Here is a 15955-nt window from a genome sequence, read left to right as displayed (position 1 = left end):
CCCCGCGCGCCGGGGCGTCGGGCCCGCCTCCGCCCGCGGAGTGGGCGCCGCCCCCCCCCCCCCCGCCAACGGTTGGGCGCGGAATGTCGACTCTGCGTTCCGCAGAGTCGACATTCGGCACGAATGCGTCGGCGTCGGGTGGGTCTACGCGACCTCTTTGACCTGGCCGTGCTTGATGTGGAGGCGGCGCTGGGCGCGCTTGGCGACCGCGCTGTCGTGCGTGACGATGATGAGCGTCAGGCCGCGGTCGCGCCAGAGGCCCTCGAGCAGATCCATGATCTCGTCCCGGGTCTCCTCGTCCAGGTTGCCCGTGGGCTCGTCGGCCAGCAGCACGTCCGGGTTCTTCACCAGGGCGCGGGCGATGGCGACGCGCTGCTGCTGACCGCCCGAGAGCTCCGACGGCAGGTGCGTCCCGCGGTCGCCGAGACCGACGGACGCGAGGGCTTCGGCGGCGCGGCGCTTGCGCTCCTCCGCGCTCACCTTGAGCGGTGCGAGCGCGGTCTCGACGTTCTCCTGAGCGGTGAGGGTCGGGATGAGGTTGAACCCCTGGAAGACGAACCCGATCTCGTTCGCGCGGATGCCGGTCAGCTTGCCGTCGCCCAGCTTCGACAGGCTGGAGGTGCCGAGCTCGACGGAGCCCGACGTGGGTCGGTCGAGGGCGCCGAGCATCTGCAGCAGTGTCGACTTGCCGCCGCCGGTCGGCCCCTGGATGGCCACGAGCTGACCGTCCGGGATGTCGACGGTGACGTCCTTGAGGGCGACGACCTCGCGCTTGGACTGGGTGTACTTCTTGGTGACGTTCGTGAGGGTGTACACGGGTGCTCCTTGAGACGGCAGAGGTGAGGCGACGGGGTCAGGCGACCGAGCGGAGGGCGGCTGCGGGGCGGAGCCGGGAGGCGCGCCATCCGCCGATCGCACCGGCGAGCAGACCGCCGAGAACGGCGAGGCCGACCGCCCCGACGATGATCCAGAGCGTGATCGGAGCGTGGAGGGCGATCTCGCTGGTGGAGGCCGCGGCCTGGCGTGCACCGGCGAAGCCGCCTCCCGCCCCGCCGAAGCCGCCTCCCGCCCCGCCGAAGCCGCCGCCGGGCGCGTTGGTGGCGGCCGTTCCGACCGCGCCGCCGCCGCGTCCCGCCGCATCGGCGAAACCGGTGCGAGTGTTGACGGAGCCGGTGAGGGTCGGCGCGATCATGTTGACGACGAGCACGCCGATGAGGCCGACCGCGACGCCGATGACGCCGCCGATGATCCCCTGCACGACGGACTCGCCGGCGACCTGCCCGACGATGCGGCGGTTCGACCAGCCGATCGCCTTCAGGGTGCCGAACTCACGGGTGCGCCGGGTGACGCCGGAGATCGTGAACAGGATGGCGATGAGGAACGCCGCCGCGAGCACGATGAGCGAGAGCCAGGTGCCGAGGTTCGAGATGAGGTCGCCGGCGCTGCCGAGCGAACCGGAGACGTCGGAGGCGAGGTCGGCCTGGGTGCTGACGGTCGCCGTCGGAAGCGCCTTGGTCAGATCCGTCTTGATCTGCGAGATGTCGCTGGAGGAGGCAGCCGTGACGTATACCGAGGAGATCTTGGCGGTCTGACCCGAGAGGGTCTGGGCGACGTCCAGCGGGATGTACGCGTTCGAGGCGGTGGTCGAGTCGGAGCCGGTGGCCGCGACGACGCCGATGACGGTGAAGTCGGTGCCGCCGATGGTGACGGTGTCGCCGACCGCCTTGCTGGCCGTCTTGGCGTAGGCCGAGTCGAGCACGACGACGTCCTTGCCGGCGTCGGCCTTGGTGAAGGTGCGACCGGAGGTCAGCGTGACCGAGGCCAGGGGGCCGACGGACTTGCCGGCCGGGTCGAGGCCGAGCACGCTGAACGAGTCGACGTTGAACGAGCTGCCGCCTGCGCCGTCCGCACCGCCGGTGGGAGCGGGGGAGGGCACGGCCGCTTCGCCGCCGCCTCCCGTGCCACCGGCCTGGCGCTCCTGACGCAGCTGCTGGAAGTCGGGGAGGGTGCCGCTGAAGCTCGTGTTCGTCAGGGAGAGGACGGAGGCCGCGGCCGACACGTTCTGCACCTTCTGCACCGTCGCGAGGGTCGAGTCCGCCATCACGGTGGCCCCCCGGGTCGGCTCGAGGCGGGAGGTGTTGACGCTGCGGCTGCCGCCCGCGTCGGTGCCGGAGTTCGCACCGAAGTCGAAGCGCCCGCCACCCGCCTGCGGAGTGCCGCTGCCCGCCGTGGCGGGCTGGCTGACGGTGATGTCGGTGCCGACGCCGTAGACGGACTGCAGCACGCTCGCCTGCGCATCCTTCACTCCGGCGGACACCGCGTTGACGATGATCACGAGGGCGATCGCGAGGGCCATGCCGATCGCGATGATGACCGTCTGCTTGCGACGATTGAGGAGTTCCCGTCGCAGATACGTCCCGAACATTGGCTTCCAAACTTCACTGTGGACCGATGATGACGGGGGGACGCTAGGTCCGGTCCCTATCGGCCCGTTATGGGGAAGCTATGTTTTCGCTGAACCTGTCAGGGCGGGAAGGTTGTCAGGGCGGGAAGGTCACGCCCACTGCTCGAAGACCATGAAGGGGATGCGCGCGTGCCAGGTCTGGTAGGCCTTGCTCGATCCGATGGTGGCCTTGGTCGAGAAGTCGATGCCGCCGTTCATCCAGAACCAGACGAGGTACCAGTCGCTGCTGGTGCCCCAGAAGTAGTTCTGGTTGGGCCAGTAGCCGCCTCCGCTGTCGCTGTGGTCCTCATACCAGGAGGTGCCGTCGGCCCACAGCTGGTCCCGGGTGTCGACCACCGTCTCCATATCGCCCGGCCCGCGGCGGTGCTGCACCATCACGCAGAGCTGCGCACGGTTGTGGGCGACCTGCAGGCTGGAGCTGTCGGCCCAGTCATACTCGTAGTCCACCAGCGCGGACACGCGAACGTAGGTCGAGGGGGCCTTCGGCTTGAACCAGAGGCCCACGCCGGCACCCGCGTACATCCAGCCTCCCTCGGCCACCGGCCGGTCGACGTAGGTCTCGGCGAGGTCGATGAACATGCTGGCCTGCGGCTTCGAGACGCTCGGTCCGCGGGCCTGGGTGCCGGCGGCGCCAGGCGGCTGGAACGTCGTCCACGTCGTGTCGTAGGGCGGGGTCGCGAAGAAGAGGCGGTCGCTGCTGTTGGTGGTGACCAGGCTCAGGGTATGGAGCTCACCGGGGGAGGGATGCACCTCCCGGGGGAACTGGACGGGAGCTTCCAGCCGGGCGAGGTCGGAGGCGAGGCGGACGAAGCGCTCATCGACATCTGCCAGCGCCTCGCCGACCTGCTCCGCCCGCCGGGAGGCGCGCAGATAGGCGCTGCGCGACCTCTTCAGCTGGGTGTCGAACACCCGGTCGAGGGCGAGGGAGGCCTCGGGCTCGTCCGGCTTCTCCTGCAGTGAGCGCTCGTCTTCCTGCGACGTGGACACGGTGACCTCCCGGAGCACTGCGTGCACAACACGAACAGGCTCGAGTCGTTTGCGCGACACGGTATTCCCGGCGTGGTCGCCGCGGCAAGGGGAATCGGCGGATCGGGGCGCGGAATCCCCGGAATCGTCGCCGTGCGGGTTCTCAGACTCTCCATAGGTTTCGCATAGCCGGCGCGAAGACCGCTCTTCATAATGGGAAAGGTGACCATCAACGCCCGCGCCGCCTCCAGCGCCTCCAGCCAGCCCCGTACCCTCTTGCGCCGTGCGGACGGCAGCTCCATCCGCGTGCTCGTCGTCGACGACGAGTCCACGCTGACGGATCTGCTCGCCATGGCGCTGCACTACGAGGACTGGGAGGTGCGTACGGCGTCCAATGGTCAGCAGGCTCTGCAACTCTCGCGCGAGTTCAAGCCCGACGTCGTGGTGCTCGACATCATGCTCCCCGACATCGACGGACTGCAGGTCCTCTCGCGGATGCGCGCCGACGGCAATGAGGCGCCTGTGCTCTTCCTCACCGCGAAGGACTCCCTCGACGACCGCATCGCGGGGCTCACCGCCGGCGGCGACGACTATGTGACGAAGCCGTTCAGCCTGGAGGAGCTGGTGGCGCGTCTGCGGGGGCTGCTGCGCCGGTCGCGCGCGGCGGTGGCGGACCACGACGACCCGGTTCTGATCGTCGGCGACCTCGTGCTGGACGAGGACAGCTACGAGGTGCACCGCGACGGCGAGCCCATCCAGCTCACGGCCACGGAGTTCGAGCTGCTGCGCTTCCTGATGCGCAATCCGCGGCGCGTGCTCAGCAAGGCGCAGATCCTCGACCGGGTGTGGAGCTACGACTTCGGCGGCTCCTCGAGTGTGGTCGAGCTGTACATCTCGTACCTCCGCAAGAAGATCGACGCCGGGCGCCCCGCGATGATCCACACCGTGCGCGGTGCCGGATACATGGTGAAGGCCGCCCAATGACCACTGCCCGCACCGCGGGCGCATCGGCATCCGAGGGGGCGGCCGGTCGCGTCCGACGCCTCCGTCCCTTCCGTTCGTGGACGCTGCGCAGCCGTGTCGTGCTCGTCGTCGTGGCGATGCTCGCGGTGCTCGGCGCCGTGATCGGCACCGTGAGCGTGCTGGCGCTGCAGAGCTACCTCGTCGGGCGACTGGACTCGCAGCTCACCTCGTCGCTCAGCCGCGGCCAGCAGCGGGCGAACTCGCTCTTCGGCTCGGGACCCACGGGCCCCCAGGTCCCCCAGGTGGTCGCGGCCCCCGGACAGCAGACCGAGACGTTCGGCGTCGTGCGCAACGGGCAGAACCTGCTCTACCCCGTCATCCTCGCGGACCGGCCGCCGGAGGGCGCACCGGATCAGTCCGCGGCTCCGCAGACGGTGGACATCAATCGTCAGGCCCTCTTGAAGCTGCCCGCGGACGGGACGCCGCGCACCATCACGCTCGGGCCGACCGTCGGCGACTACCGGGTCGCCGCGGTGCCCCTCGACAACGGCGACAGCGTCATCATCGGGCTGCCGCTCGCCCCGGTCAACGCGACCGTCTCCCAGCTCACCCTCGTGATCGTGCTGGTGACCCTCGCCGGGCTGATCTTCGCCTTCCTGCTGGCGAGCGTCATCGTGCGACTCGCGATGAAGCCGCTGGAGCGGGTGACCGGGACGGCGGAACAGGTCGCGAACATGCCGCTCGACCGCGGCGACGTCGCGCTCTCGGTCCGTGTTCCCGAAGCCGACACCGACCCGCACACCGAGGTCGGCAAAGTGGGCTCCGCGCTCAACCGCATGCTCGGGCACGTGGCGTCGGCGCTGACCGCCCGCCAGGCCAGCGAGCAGAAGGTGCGCCAGTTCGTGGCCGACGCGAGCCACGAGCTGCGGACGCCGCTCGCCTCCATCCGCGGCTACGCCGAGCTCACGCGCCGTGCCCCGCACGAGCTCCCGGCAGACGTCACGCGCTCGCTCGGCCGCATCGAGTCGGAGGCGACCCGCATGACCTCGCTCGTCGAGGACCTCCTGCTGCTCGCCCGCCTCGACGAGGGTCGGGAGCTGGACCAGGATCCCGTGGACCTCTCGCTCCTGCTCATCGACGCCCTGAGCGACGCGCACGCCGCCGGGCCCGACCACCGCTGGCGCATCCTGGTGCCCGAGGAGCCGGTGGAGGTCGTCGGCGACGCTCCGCGCCTGCACCAGGTCGTGACGAACCTGCTGGCCAACGCGCGCGTGCACACACCGGAGGGCACCGTCGTGACGGCGGCGCTCGCCGTGGACCGCGAGGCCGGGCGGGCGATCGTGACCGTGGCGGACGACGGCCCCGGCATCCCCGACGAGCTGCAGTCCACGCTGTTCGAGCGGTTCGCCCGCGGCGACAGCTCCCGCAACCGCGCGACCGGGTCGACGGGGCTCGGCCTCGCCATCGTGCAGGCCGTGGTGGAGGCGCACGGCGGCGACGTGTCGGTGCGCAGCGAGCCCGGCGACACGGTGTTCACCGTCAGCCTGCCCCTCGTGGAGAGCGACGGCTCGTCCGCCGAGCCCGAGGCGATGCTGGAGCCGGAAGAAGTCGAGCCCGAGGAGATCGAGCCCGAAGAGATCGAGCCCGAGGAGATCGAGCCCGAGGAGATCAAGCCCGAGGAGATCGAGCCCGAGGAGGCCGTCGACACCGCCTCCGGAACGGCACGGGAGTGACCGACCCGGCGACCATCGCCGCGACGCCGTACGGTCCCGCTTCCGCGCCGCCTCTCGTCTTCCTCCGCGGCCTTCCGTCGGTGCCTCACGCCCCGCGCGGGATCGACGCGTTCACCGAGCGACTGTCCCTCCGCGGCACCGACGGCCACCGTGTCTACGCACTCGGCCGGCCCGGCGCGGTGGCCGCCGGGGCGACCATGGCCGAGATCGCGGACGTCTACGCTCGAGCGCTCCGTCGCCGCTTCGCCGCACCGGTGCCGGTGCTGGGCACCTCCACCGGTGCGAGCATCGCCCTCCAGCTCGCCGTCGACCACCCCGATCTCGTGAGCTCGCTCGTGATCGTGTCGGGTGCCGGTCGCCTCGGCGACGAGGGGCGGCTGCTCCAGCGGCGGTACGCCGACCAGGTGGAGGCCGGCGACCGGCGGGCGGATGCCGAGCTCGCGCTCGCCACCCTCGACTTCCTCGGGGCGGGCCCGATGCTCCGCGCCGTCGCCCCGCTTCTCACCCCGCCGGAGGACGTCGCGACCCTCGTGCCGCTCGTACGCGCCGAGGACGGTTTCGACATCGTCGACGTCGCCGACCGGATCACCGCGCCGACCCTCTTCCACTCCGGAGACCACGACGCGTTCTACCCGCCGGAGGTCGTCCGAGCGACCGCGGACCGCATCCCGGACTCCCGCGTCGTCGCCCACCGGCGCTGCGCGCACGGGGAGGTCGTGCTGCGGCCCGGGTACGGCGCCTCGGTCCGCGGCTTCCTCCGCCGCCATCGCTGAACTTCGCCCGGGGTGGGCCGGGCCGAGCCGATTTGCGCCGCGGGCCACCGATCACGTACCCTTGTCGAAGCCAAAGACCGCTGGTCGCCGTGTTCGCACGGAGAGAAGATCCACTCAGGTGGGCGCCCGCGCAGGTGTATGAAGCAAGACTCGCAGGTTCCTGCGTCCTCCAGCTCCGTGCCTCTGCGCCGGAGCTTTTTTCTTGCCCGCGGTCGAGGCGCACATCGCTCCCGCGATGTGCGACGAAGAAGATTGAGAGGTAGGCCATGGCGAACAAGGAAGCCACGGTTGCCGAGCTCGAGAACCTGTTCACGAGCTCGACCGCCGTTCTGCTGACCGAGTACCGCGGTCTCACTGTCGCTCAGCTCAAGGAGCTGCGCAAGTCGATCAGTGAGCACGCTACGTACGCCGTGGTGAAGAACACGCTGACCAAGATCGCGGCCAACAAGGCCGGTATCTCGTCGTTCGACGACGAGCTCGCCGGTCCGTCCGCGATCGCATTCGTGCACGGAGACCCGGTCGCCGTCGCGAAGGCGCTGCGTGACTTCACCAAGGCGAACCCTCTGCTGGTGGTCAAGGGCGGTTACTTCGACGGTAACCCGCTCACCGCCGAAGAGGTAGGCAAGCTCGCCGACCTCGAGTCCCGTGAGGTTCTGCTGGCCAAGCTGGCCGGCGCCTTCAAGGCCTCGCTGTTCGGAGCCGCATATCTGTTCAACGCACCGCTGTCGCAGGCCGTTCGCACGGTCGACGCGCTGCGTGAGAAGCAGGAGTCCGCTGCGTAGGTCCCTCGAGGACCAGGCCTCCGGGCCCCGCAAGCGGTGAGTAACCACACACACTAAGGAGAAAATCATGGCAAAGCTGTCGACTGACGAGCTGCTCGAGGCGTTCAAGGAGCTCACGCTCATCGAGCTGAGCGAGTTCGTGAAGAAGTTCGAGGAGACCTTCGAGGTCACCGCCGCCGCCCCCGTCGCCGTTGCTGCGGCCGGTGCCGGCGCTGCCGCCCCCGCGGAAGAGGTCGAGGAGAAGGACTCCTTCGACGTCGTCCTCGAGGCCGCCGGTGACAAGAAGATCCAGGTCATCAAGGAGGTGCGCGCCCTCACCAGCCTCGGCCTCGGTGAGGCGAAGGCTCTCGTCGACGGTGCCCCCAGCACCGTTCTCGAGGGTGCCAACAAGGAGACCGCTGAGAAGGCGAAGGCGCAGCTCGAAGAGGCTGGCGCCACCATCACCCTTAAGTAGTCGACGCCCCATCGGGGCTCTTCTACACGCAGGTTGACGCTGTACGACGCGGACTCCTCTTACGAGAGTGTCCGCGTTGTGGAGGGCGTCGCCCCCGCTACGGGGCGACGCCCTCCGTGCGTTTAACGGCGCGCGGACGTGGACGCTCATCCATATCGGAGCGTCCGATCGCGCCTGCCCGCGCGCATCGGTGTGCAAGGACGCACAACCGGAAGAAGAACCACGATGAGTACATCTCTGTGGCGCAGCTGCGCCACTTTCCTCCGCGGCTACGGGGCCGCACTCCTGCACGGTGAGGACCGCGACGACGGTGCCCACCCGCCGGATCTCTACCGCAGGACCCTCCTGTACGACCGGTACCTGCGGTAACCCGACACACGAAGCGCCCCCGGGCCGGAACCTCCGGCCCGGGGGCGCCGGTGCGTCGTGCGCGCTTAGGCTTCCGGCATGAGCGGTTCAGCGGACTCCCGAGCGACACGCCTCGCCTACGACACGGTCGCGCGGGACTACGCCGATCTGTTGCGCGACGATCTGCGGACCAACCTGTTCGACCGGGCGGTGCTCGGCCTCTTCGCCGAACAGGTGATCGCGGACGGCGGTGGACCGGTCGCCGATCTCGGCTGCGGCCCCGGTCGCGTCGCGGGCCACCTGGCCGCGCTCGGGCTCGACGTCGCGGGACTGGACCTCTCGCCCGGGATGGTGGAGGTCGCCCGGCGCGAGCATCCCGGCCTCCGGTTCACGGTCGGTTCGATGCTCGAGCTGCCGTTCGCGGACGGGGAGCTGGCCGGCGCACTCGCCTGGTACTCGATCATCCACATCCCCCAGGAGGAGCAGGACGCCGCCTTCCGCGAGTTCGCGCGCGTGGTGCGACCCGGAGGACGGCTGCTGCTCGCGTTCCAGGTGAGCACCGGCGGGGACGAGGACGTCGTGCACCTGACCCACGCGTATGGCCACGACATCGACCTGCGCACCCGGCGGCAGTCGCCCGACCGGGTGCGCCGCCGCCTCGCCTCGGCCGGTTTCGCCGTCGTGGGAGAGGTGCGGCGCGAGCCGGTCGCGCCCGAGAAGTCGCGGCAGGCGTACCTGATCGCTCAGCGCGGCGCGGCCGCCGCCTCGTCGGCCTCCCGCTGAGCGAATGCTGCGACCCGGCGTCGCACCACGAACCATCCGCCGATCAGCAGGGGGACCACGATCACCAGCGCCGCGCCGACGGTGAACGTACCGGTCGGGTAGTCGAGGACGATGAGCACGCCCACGGTGCCGAGGAACGCGAGGGCGACGTAGCCGGTCCAGGGCGAGCCGGGCATCCGGAACGACGGTCGCTCCTCCTCGCCGCGCTGCCAGCGGCGGTACAGCGCCAACTGGCACAGCACGATGACGGTCCAGGCGGTCAGAAGGCCGACCGAGGTGAGGTTGATGCCGATCTCGAACGCCTGATCCGGCAGGAGCACGTTCAGGACGACGCCGAGCAGGGCGACAGCGCCGGTGATGACGATGCCCCCGTAGGGCACGCCGGAGCGGTTCATCCGCGTGGCGAACGCGGGTGCCGCACCGCGCTCGGCGAGGGAGCGGGCGATCCGGCCGGTCGAGTAGAAGCCGGCGTTGAGCGACGAGAGCGCGGCGGTCAGCACCACGAGATTCATCACCACGTCGGCGCCCTGGACGCCGATCGAGGCGAAGAAGGTGACGAACGGGCTCTCGTCGGCGGAGTACGCGCTCGAAGGCAGGAGCAGGGCGAGCAGGAGCACGGAGCCGACGTAGAAGAGCGCGATGCGCAGGATGACGGAGTTGATCGCGCGCGGCATGGTCCGCTCGGGATCGGCGGTCTCGCCGGCCGCCGTGCCGACGAGCTCGATCGCGCCGTACGCGAACACGACGCCCTGCACGACCAGGACGAGAGGGACGAGACCGTGCGGGAACATCCCGCCGCTCTCGGCCAGGAGGGCGAACCCCGGGGTGTGTCCGGCGACCGGGGTGCCGAGCACCACGAACAGGATGCCGATCACCAGGAAGACGACGAGCGCAGCGACCTTGATGAGGGCGAACCAGAACTCGAGCTCTCCGAACACCTTCACCGAGAGCAGGTTGAGGCCGAGCACCAGCACGAGCGCCGAGAGAGCCCACACCCACTGCGGCACCTCGGCGAAGAACGGCAGGTAGGCACCGAAGAACCGCAGATAGACGGCGACGGCGGTCGCGTCGACGACGCCGATCATCGCCCAGTACATCCAGTACATCCATCCGGTCACGAACCCGGCCTTCTCGCCGAGGAACTCGCGGGCGTAGCTCACGAACGACCCCGAGTCCGGCCGTCGCAGCACCAGCTCGCCCAGCGCGCGGAGGATGAGGAACGCGGCGAGGCCGCAGACCGCGTAGGCGATCACGAGGGACGGGCCCGCCGACGCGAGCCGGCCTCCTGCGCCCAGGAACAAGCCGGTGCCGATCGCACCGCCGATGGCGATCATCTGGATGTGTCGCGGCTTGAGCTCGCGCTGGTAGCCCGCGTCGGCAGTCCGAGGCGGCTCGGGAGGTGTGCTTCGTCGCATGCTCCGATTGAAGCATCATAGATGCCGTATATCAGCCGCACGTAATAGATGCATTCGCTTGATTTATATAGGCTAGCTATATAAAATGGTTCTCATGCCCGAGAACAGCACCGAAGAACTGAGAAGCACGCTCGGCGATCTGGTCGTCGCCAGCCATCGTCTCACCCGTCTCGCCGCCCGCGTGACCGGCAGCACCGAGTCGCCGGCCATCTGGCGCACGCTGAGCGTGCTGCAGACCTCCGGCCCGCTGCGCCTCGGCGAGCTCGCTTCGCACAGCCGGGTCTCGCAGCCGACGATGACCAAGCTGGTGCGCACGCTCGTCGAATCCGAATGGGTCAAGCGCATCGCCGACACCGATGACGCCCGCGCCTGGCAGATCGCCCTCACGGTCAAGGGCGCGGACGCGCTCCAGGCCTGGCGCGACGAGCTCTCCGCCGCGCTGGTGCCGATGTTCGCCGACCTCAGCGACGACGAGCTGGCGGCCATGCGCTGCACCGTCGAGCTCATCGCCTCCCGCGTCGAGCTCTCGACCGCGACCTCCGCCGCGCTCGCCGCCGTGCGCTGACCGCGCCGCACCTCCCTTCCGCACCACCTCCGCACCACCGAACGCCAGGAGCCGTCCACCCTCGATGTCCCACGACAAGCCAGACAACATCCTCAAGCAGCCCACCGCAGTGTGGGCCGTCGCCTTCGCCTCCGTCATCGCCTTCATGGGCATCGGACTGGTCGACCCGATCCTCCCGGCGATCGCCAAGAGCCTCGAGGCGACGCCGACCGAGACGGAGATGCTCTTCACGAGCTACCTGCTCATCACGGGCCTGGCGATGTTCTTCACCAGCTGGATCTCGAGCCGGATCGGCGCCAAGCGCACCCTCCTCATCGGGCTCGCCCTCATCGTGGCGTTCGCTCTCGCCGCCGGGCTCTCGCAGAACGTGGAGTCGATCATCGGCTTCCGTGCCGGCTGGGGCCTCGGAAACGCGCTCTTCATCTCCACGGCACTCGCGACCATCGTCGGGGCCGCCTCGGGAGGCACCTCCGCCGCGATCATCCTGTACGAGGCGGCGCTGGGCCTCGGCATCGCCATCGGCCCTCTGCTCGGCGGGCTGCTCGGCAGCTGGAGCTGGCGCGGACCGTTCTTCGGCACGGCCACTCTCATGGCACTCGGCTTCATCGCCATCGTCGTCATGCTGAAGAAGAACCCCGAGAAGCCGGTCCCGACGAAGCTCTCCGCGCCGTTCCGTGCCCTCGCGAAGCCCGCCCTCGGCTTCCTCGCCGCGGCCGCGCTGTTCTACAACATCGGCTTCTTCGTGCTGCTCGCCTACACTCCGTTCGCCCTCGTGCCGCTGGGCGTCGAAGACGCCATCACCCTCGGACTGATCTTCTTCGGCTGGGGCGTGTCCCTCGCCGTCACGTCGGTCTGGGTCGCGCCGTTGCTGACCTCGCGGCTCCCGCGCACCCGGGTGCTCTGGATCGTGATGCCGCTCCTCGCGATCGACCTGCTGGCAGCTGGGCTGTTCATCTCGTCGCTCGCCGCGCTCATCGTGTGCGTGATCATTGGCGGTCTGCTCCTCGGAATCCTGAACACCGTGCTCACCGAGTGCGTGATGGAGGCGACGGACCTGCCCCGCTCGGTGGCCTCGAGCGCCTACTCCGGAGTGCGGTTCCTCGGCGGCGCCATCGCGCCGCCCGCCGCCACCCTCCTGGCCGACACGATCAGCCCGGCCACGCCGTTCTTCGCCGGTGCCGTCTCGGTGCTCATCGCCGTCGCGCTCGTGATGATCGGCCACAAGCACCTGCGCCGCGTCGACGCGCCGCGGGAGTCCGCGCAGCAGGAAGCCGAAGTGCTGGCACTCGCCGACGCCGACTGAACCTCGCACGAATACGAAGGGCCGCCCTGTCCTAGTCAGGGCGGCCCTTCTCGCGTTCAGGCCTAGGAAAGCCCGCCGCGAACAACCTCTGCCACTCGATCGTGCCTACCCGAAAGGCGCGATCCGCAGCAGCGGCGCAGAAACATTCTTTCAGATGGACGGGGCTGCTCGGTACACGCCGCGCGGCGGAGCCGTCGAGGATCGGACGATCAAGGTGACGGGGGAGCGCACCGACCCGCGGCGGGGGTCCCCGCCGGCCAGCTCGTCGAGCAGGATGCGGGCCGCGGCGGAACCCTGCTCGAAGGGGCTCTGCGCCATCGTCGTCAGCCCGAACGAGGCGGAGAAATCGTGGTCGTCGATCCCGATCACCGAGAGGTCGCCGGGCACGCTGAGACCGTGATCGCCCGCCGCGAGGATCGCCCCGAACGCCATCTCGTCCGAGCCAGCGAAGACCGCGGTCGGCCGGGGGCCGGGCCGGTCGAGCAGCCGGTTCATGGCGGCGCGGGCGGCCGGCAGGGCGAACCCGCCCGGCACGATCCACTCCTGCCGCACCGGCAGGCCGGCGGCGCGCATGGCGATGGTGAAGCCGCGCAGACGGCCGGCGGGGACCTGGCTGTTGAGGCCCTCCTCGTCCTCCCCGCCGAGATGCGCGATCTCGGTGTGGCCGAGGCCGATGAGGTGCTCGGTCGCCCGCCTGGCCGTCGTCCGCTCGTCGATCCCCACGCTCCGCAGCCCTTTGACGGGCCCGCCGACGACGATGGTGGGATGACCGAGCGAGGCCAGCTGCTCGCGCTCCTCCACGGTGAAGTCGAGGCAGAGCGCGAGCAGGGCGTCGGTGCGCTTGCGCAGGATGCTGCGATGGAACACCCGCTCACGGTCGCCGCGGTGGCCGCCCAGGTTGAACAGGATCATGTCGTAGCTCGCCGAGCGCAGCTCGGAGTCGACCCCCTCCATCACCTGTGTGTAGAACCAGCGGCTGACCGACGGGACGACGACACCCAGCGCCAAGGTGCGGCCGCTGGCCAGACCGGAGGCGCTGGAGGAGGCGACGTACCCGAGCTCGTCGGCGGCGCGGCGGACCGCGGCGCGCGTCGTGTCCGAGACGTTGGGGAGCCCGCGCAACGCCCGCGACACGGTCGCCGTCGAGACGCCCGTCGCGCGCGCGACCTCCTCGATCCCGGGCATCCGCATCGTCGGCGGCTCAGAGCTGCTCGGAGGCGGCCTGCTCCTGCTGCACTCTGAGGCGCGCCGCCAGGATGCGGCGACGCGCCTGCCAGAGTGCGACGAGGAGCAGGACGAGGACCAGGGTCACGAGCGCCCAGATCAGCGCGGGCTGTCCCGTCAGCTCGCAGACCAGCGTGATGACGAAGAACGCGAACGCGAAGAACCCGACGAAGCCGATGCCGACGTCGACGGCCTCCCGCGGATCGCTCCAGCGCATCTGCTCAGCCCTTCACTCCGCCGGCGGTGAGCCCCGCGACGATCCGGCGCTGGAAGATCAGCACCAGGATGATGAGCGGGACGGTCACGATCGTACCGGCTGCCATCACGGCGGTGTACGGCTCCTGGTGCGGCTGGCTGCCGGTGAAGGAGGCGATGGCCACCGTGACCGGCTGGGTCGCGTCGCTGGACAGCTGGCTGGAGATCAGGAACTCGTTCCACGACGAGATGAACGCCAGGATCGCGGTCGTGAAGACGGCCGGGGCCGCCAGCGGCAGGATGATCTTGCGGAACGCCTGCGCCTGCGTGCACCCGTCGATCCGGGCCGCCTCCTCCAGATCCCAGGGCATCTCGCGGAAGAACGACGAGAGCGTGTAGACCGTCAGCGGCAGTGCGAAGGAGATCTGCGGGATGATCAGCGCCTGGTAGGTGCCCATCCAGCCGATCGATGTGAACAGCTGGAACAGCGGCGTGATCAGCGCGACGCCCGGGAACATCGAGGCGGCGAGGATGATGCCGAGCACGATGCCCTTGAACCGGAAGTCCAGACGGGCCAGGGCGTAGGACGCGAAGATGCCGAAGATCAGGGACACCACGGTGACGCAGGCGCCGATGATCAGCGAGTTCAGCAGCGCCTGACCGAGGTGGTTGCCCAGGTTGGTCGAGAACGCCGTCGTGTAGTTGTCCCACGTGAAGTGCGTGAACCAGGGCGTCGTGTCGAACGTGTAGCCGACATCCCGGAACGAGGTGACGACCATCCAGTAGAAGGGCAGCAGACACCACAGGACGATGACGATCGCCTGAACGCCGGTGCGGACGCCGGCGTTGCGGCGACGGGCCTTGCCTCGTCTCTTCGTGTCGGTGCGGGGGAGGGCGTTGGCCTCCGCGGTGGCGGTGGCCGGGCCGGCGACTGCGGTCATCACTTCGCTCCCTTCTGCTGGGCTTCCTGGGTTTTCACGACATTCGTCCCGAGTATTCGGACGAAGATGAAGGCGACCAGGAAGATGATGATGAACGTGATGGTCGAGAGGGCGGCGGCGCTGTTGAAGCCCTGTCTGATCTGATCGATCACGAGGATCGACAAGGTCGTGGTGGCATGGCCCGTACCTCCTCCACCGCCGGTGAGGATGGCCGGCAGGTCGTAGATGCGGAGCGCGTCGAGCACGCGGAACAGGATCGCGACCATGAGTGCAGGCTTGAGCAGGGGCATCGTGACCCGCCAGAAGCGCTGCATGGTCGAGGCGCCGTCCATCTTCGCCGCCTCGTAGACGTCTTCGGGGATGAGCTGCAGGCCCGCCAGGATCAGTAGCGCCATGAACGGCGTGGTCTTCCAGGTGTCGGCGATGATCACCGCGAACCGGGACGCCCATTCGTCGCTCGTCCAGAGGATGTGCGCCCCGAGGATGGCGTTGGCGATGCCGGCGACCGAGAAGATGAAGAACCACAGCTTCGCGGTGACGGCGGTCGGAATGGCCCACGGGATGAGGATGGCTGCGCGCACGAGGCCGCGGCCGCGGAAGGCGCGGTTCATGATCAGGGCGAACCAGAGGCCGAGGACGGTCTCGAGGATGACGGTCGTCACCGTGAAGAAGAAGGTGACGAAGACCGCGTTCCAGAAGGTGGATCCGAGGTTGCCGGGCGGGCAGGCGATGGTCGAGCCGTCCGGGCCCATGCACTGCTGGAACAGCCAGTGGGCGTAGTTCTGGAAACCGGCGAAGCCGCCCTGCACGAACAGACCGGTCGCGGGGTCGAGCCCGGCGTCCTTCTGGAACGACATGACGATCGCGCTGACGACCGGGTAGCCGATGACGACGGCCAGGAGGATGAGCGTGGGGATGATCAGATAGAACGCCCAGCGGCTCTGCTGGCGCCTGTTCTGCTTGATGCCGGCCCGGACCGGCGGCTTGCCATTGGTGGTGGATGGGGGGGCGACGACGTTCGACGCTGACATGTGTGCCTCCGGTGA

General features: G+C 69.5%; 17 protein-coding genes. 9 read left to right on the top strand and 8 right to left on the bottom strand.

The genetic code is table 11. The annotated features are described in order from the left end of the window. Positions 1-144 precede the first annotated feature (144 nt). The 3 genes from ACFVU2_RS00925 to ACFVU2_RS00915 all read right to left on the bottom strand — a co-directional run bounded on the left by ACFVU2_RS00925 (position 145) and on the right by ACFVU2_RS00915 (position 3451). On the bottom strand, positions 145-816 hold the full coding sequence (locus ACFVU2_RS00925; RefSeq protein WP_387869931.1) for an ABC transporter ATP-binding protein: 672 nt from the start codon (positions 814-816) through the stop codon (positions 145-147). A gap of 37 nt (positions 817-853) precedes the next feature. Then, positions 854-2425: an ABC transporter permease gene (locus tag ACFVU2_RS00920; RefSeq protein ID WP_387869930.1), complete on the bottom strand. Its 1572-nt coding sequence runs from the start codon at positions 2423-2425 to the stop codon at positions 854-856. A 129-nt stretch (positions 2426-2554) separates the two neighbouring features. Then, the gene (locus ACFVU2_RS00915; protein WP_387869929.1) at positions 2555-3451 is read right to left on the bottom strand and encodes a hypothetical protein; all 897 of its coding nucleotides are present in this window, start codon (positions 3449-3451) and stop codon (positions 2555-2557) included. 192 nt (positions 3452-3643) lie between these two features. On the opposite strand from ACFVU2_RS00915, the gene ACFVU2_RS00910 reads away from it, so the two are divergent. The 7 genes from ACFVU2_RS00910 (at position 3644) to ACFVU2_RS00880 (ending at position 9266) form a co-directional block, all read left to right on the top strand. Then, positions 3644-4414, top strand: coding sequence for a response regulator transcription factor (locus ACFVU2_RS00910; RefSeq protein WP_387869927.1), 771 nt, complete (start codon positions 3644-3646; stop codon positions 4412-4414). Next, positions 4411-6126: a sensor histidine kinase gene (locus ACFVU2_RS00905; protein ID WP_387869925.1), complete on the top strand. Its 1716-nt coding sequence runs from the start codon at positions 4411-4413 to the stop codon at positions 6124-6126. The genes ACFVU2_RS00910 and ACFVU2_RS00905 overlap by 4 nt, the downstream gene beginning before the upstream one ends. Next, positions 6123-6899, top strand: a complete 777-nt coding sequence (locus ACFVU2_RS00900) for an alpha/beta fold hydrolase (RefSeq protein WP_387869924.1) — start codon at positions 6123-6125, stop codon at positions 6897-6899. The genes ACFVU2_RS00905 and ACFVU2_RS00900 overlap by 4 nt, the downstream gene beginning before the upstream one ends. Before the next feature lie 266 nt (positions 6900-7165). Further along, complete coding sequence (gene rplJ, locus ACFVU2_RS00895; protein ID WP_387869923.1) at positions 7166-7681, top strand: 50S ribosomal protein L10; 516 nt, start codon at positions 7166-7168, stop codon at positions 7679-7681. A gap of 67 nt (positions 7682-7748) precedes the next feature. Further along, a complete protein-coding gene (rplL, locus tag ACFVU2_RS00890) occupies positions 7749-8135 on the top strand; it encodes a 50S ribosomal protein L7/L12 (RefSeq protein ID WP_055890386.1) in 387 nt (128 codons plus the stop codon). Between the two features lie 225 nt (positions 8136-8360). Next, positions 8361-8504 carry a hypothetical protein gene (locus ACFVU2_RS00885; protein WP_387869921.1) on the top strand — a complete coding sequence of 48 codons (144 nt, stop codon included), beginning with the start codon at positions 8361-8363 and terminating at the stop codon, positions 8502-8504. A 78-nt stretch (positions 8505-8582) separates the two neighbouring features. Beyond that, complete coding sequence (locus ACFVU2_RS00880; RefSeq protein WP_387869920.1) at positions 8583-9266, top strand: class I SAM-dependent DNA methyltransferase; 684 nt, start codon at positions 8583-8585, stop codon at positions 9264-9266. Here the strand turns inward: ACFVU2_RS00880 and ACFVU2_RS00875 are convergent. After that, entirely contained in the window at positions 9227-10681 is a 1455-nt protein-coding gene (locus tag ACFVU2_RS00875) for an amino acid permease (protein WP_387869918.1), read from the bottom strand. The genes ACFVU2_RS00880 and ACFVU2_RS00875 overlap by 40 nt on opposite strands. A 94-nt stretch (positions 10682-10775) precedes the next feature. Between ACFVU2_RS00875 and ACFVU2_RS00870 the strand changes: the two genes are divergently transcribed. Next, positions 10776-11246 (top strand): MarR family winged helix-turn-helix transcriptional regulator, encoded by a 471-nt coding sequence (locus ACFVU2_RS00870; RefSeq protein ID WP_387869916.1) that lies wholly within the window; start codon positions 10776-10778, stop codon positions 11244-11246. 64 nt (positions 11247-11310) lie between these two features. Beyond that, a complete protein-coding gene (locus tag ACFVU2_RS00865) occupies positions 11311-12549 on the top strand; it encodes an MFS transporter (RefSeq protein WP_387869914.1) in 1239 nt (412 codons plus the stop codon). A gap of 150 nt (positions 12550-12699) precedes the next feature. On the opposite strand, the gene ACFVU2_RS00860 is transcribed toward ACFVU2_RS00865, so the two are convergent. The 4 genes from ACFVU2_RS00860 to ACFVU2_RS00845 are packed head-to-tail and all read right to left on the bottom strand — an operon-like array spanning position 12700 to position 15940. Further along, complete coding sequence (locus tag ACFVU2_RS00860; RefSeq protein ID WP_387869913.1) at positions 12700-13734, bottom strand: LacI family DNA-binding transcriptional regulator; 1035 nt, start codon at positions 13732-13734, stop codon at positions 12700-12702. Positions 13735-13750: 16 nt separating this feature from the next. Continuing rightward, the gene (locus ACFVU2_RS00855; RefSeq protein WP_387869911.1) at positions 13751-13990 is read right to left on the bottom strand and encodes a hypothetical protein; all 240 of its coding nucleotides are present in this window, start codon (positions 13988-13990) and stop codon (positions 13751-13753) included. 4 nt (positions 13991-13994) lie between these two features. Further along, positions 13995-14909, bottom strand: a complete 915-nt coding sequence (locus tag ACFVU2_RS00850; protein WP_387869910.1) for a carbohydrate ABC transporter permease — start codon at positions 14907-14909, stop codon at positions 13995-13997. Continuing rightward, entirely contained in the window at positions 14909-15940 is a 1032-nt protein-coding gene (locus ACFVU2_RS00845) for a carbohydrate ABC transporter permease (protein ID WP_387869908.1), read from the bottom strand. The genes ACFVU2_RS00850 and ACFVU2_RS00845 overlap by 1 nt, the downstream gene beginning before the upstream one ends. Between the last annotated feature and the right edge of the window lie 15 nt (positions 15941-15955).

Source organism: Leifsonia sp. NPDC058194, from assembly GCF_042883605.1.
GTDB lineage: Bacteria > Actinomycetota > Actinomycetes > Actinomycetales > Microbacteriaceae > Leifsonia.
Note: the sequence above shows the minus strand (reverse complement) of the source record. Positions and strands in the feature narration are given on the sequence as shown.

Bases quoted from the DNA above. Each gene is read 5' to 3' on its own strand.
- ACFVU2_RS00920 (WP_387869930.1), bottom strand. From the start codon at position 2,425: ATGTTCGGGACGTATCTGCGACGGGAACTCCTCAATCGTCGCAAGCAG.
- ACFVU2_RS00910 (WP_387869927.1), top strand. From the start codon at position 3,644: ATGGGAAAGGTGACCATCAACGCCCGCGCCGCCTCCAGCGCCTCCAGC.
- ACFVU2_RS00905 (WP_387869925.1), top strand. From the start codon at position 4,411: ATGACCACTGCCCGCACCGCGGGCGCATCGGCATCCGAGGGGGCGGCC.
- rplJ (WP_387869923.1), top strand. From the start codon at position 7,166: ATGGCGAACAAGGAAGCCACGGTTGCCGAGCTCGAGAACCTGTTCACG.
- rplL (WP_055890386.1), top strand. From the start codon at position 7,749: ATGGCAAAGCTGTCGACTGACGAGCTGCTCGAGGCGTTCAAGGAGCTC.
- ACFVU2_RS00885 (WP_387869921.1), top strand. From the start codon at position 8,361: ATGAGTACATCTCTGTGGCGCAGCTGCGCCACTTTCCTCCGCGGCTAC.
- ACFVU2_RS00880 (WP_387869920.1), top strand. From the start codon at position 8,583: ATGAGCGGTTCAGCGGACTCCCGAGCGACACGCCTCGCCTACGACACG.
- ACFVU2_RS00875 (WP_387869918.1), bottom strand. From the start codon at position 10,681: ATGCGACGAAGCACACCTCCCGAGCCGCCTCGGACTGCCGACGCGGGC.
- ACFVU2_RS00870 (WP_387869916.1), top strand. From the start codon at position 10,776: ATGCCCGAGAACAGCACCGAAGAACTGAGAAGCACGCTCGGCGATCTG.
- ACFVU2_RS00865 (WP_387869914.1), top strand. From the start codon at position 11,311: ATGTCCCACGACAAGCCAGACAACATCCTCAAGCAGCCCACCGCAGTG.
- ACFVU2_RS00860 (WP_387869913.1), bottom strand. From the start codon at position 13,734: ATGCCCGGGATCGAGGAGGTCGCGCGCGCGACGGGCGTCTCGACGGCG.
- ACFVU2_RS00855 (WP_387869911.1), bottom strand. From the start codon at position 13,990: ATGCGCTGGAGCGATCCGCGGGAGGCCGTCGACGTCGGCATCGGCTTC.
- ACFVU2_RS00850 (WP_387869910.1), bottom strand. From the start codon at position 14,909: ATGACCGCAGTCGCCGGCCCGGCCACCGCCACCGCGGAGGCCAACGCC.
- ACFVU2_RS00845 (WP_387869908.1), bottom strand. From the start codon at position 15,940: ATGTCAGCGTCGAACGTCGTCGCCCCCCCATCCACCACCAATGGCAAG.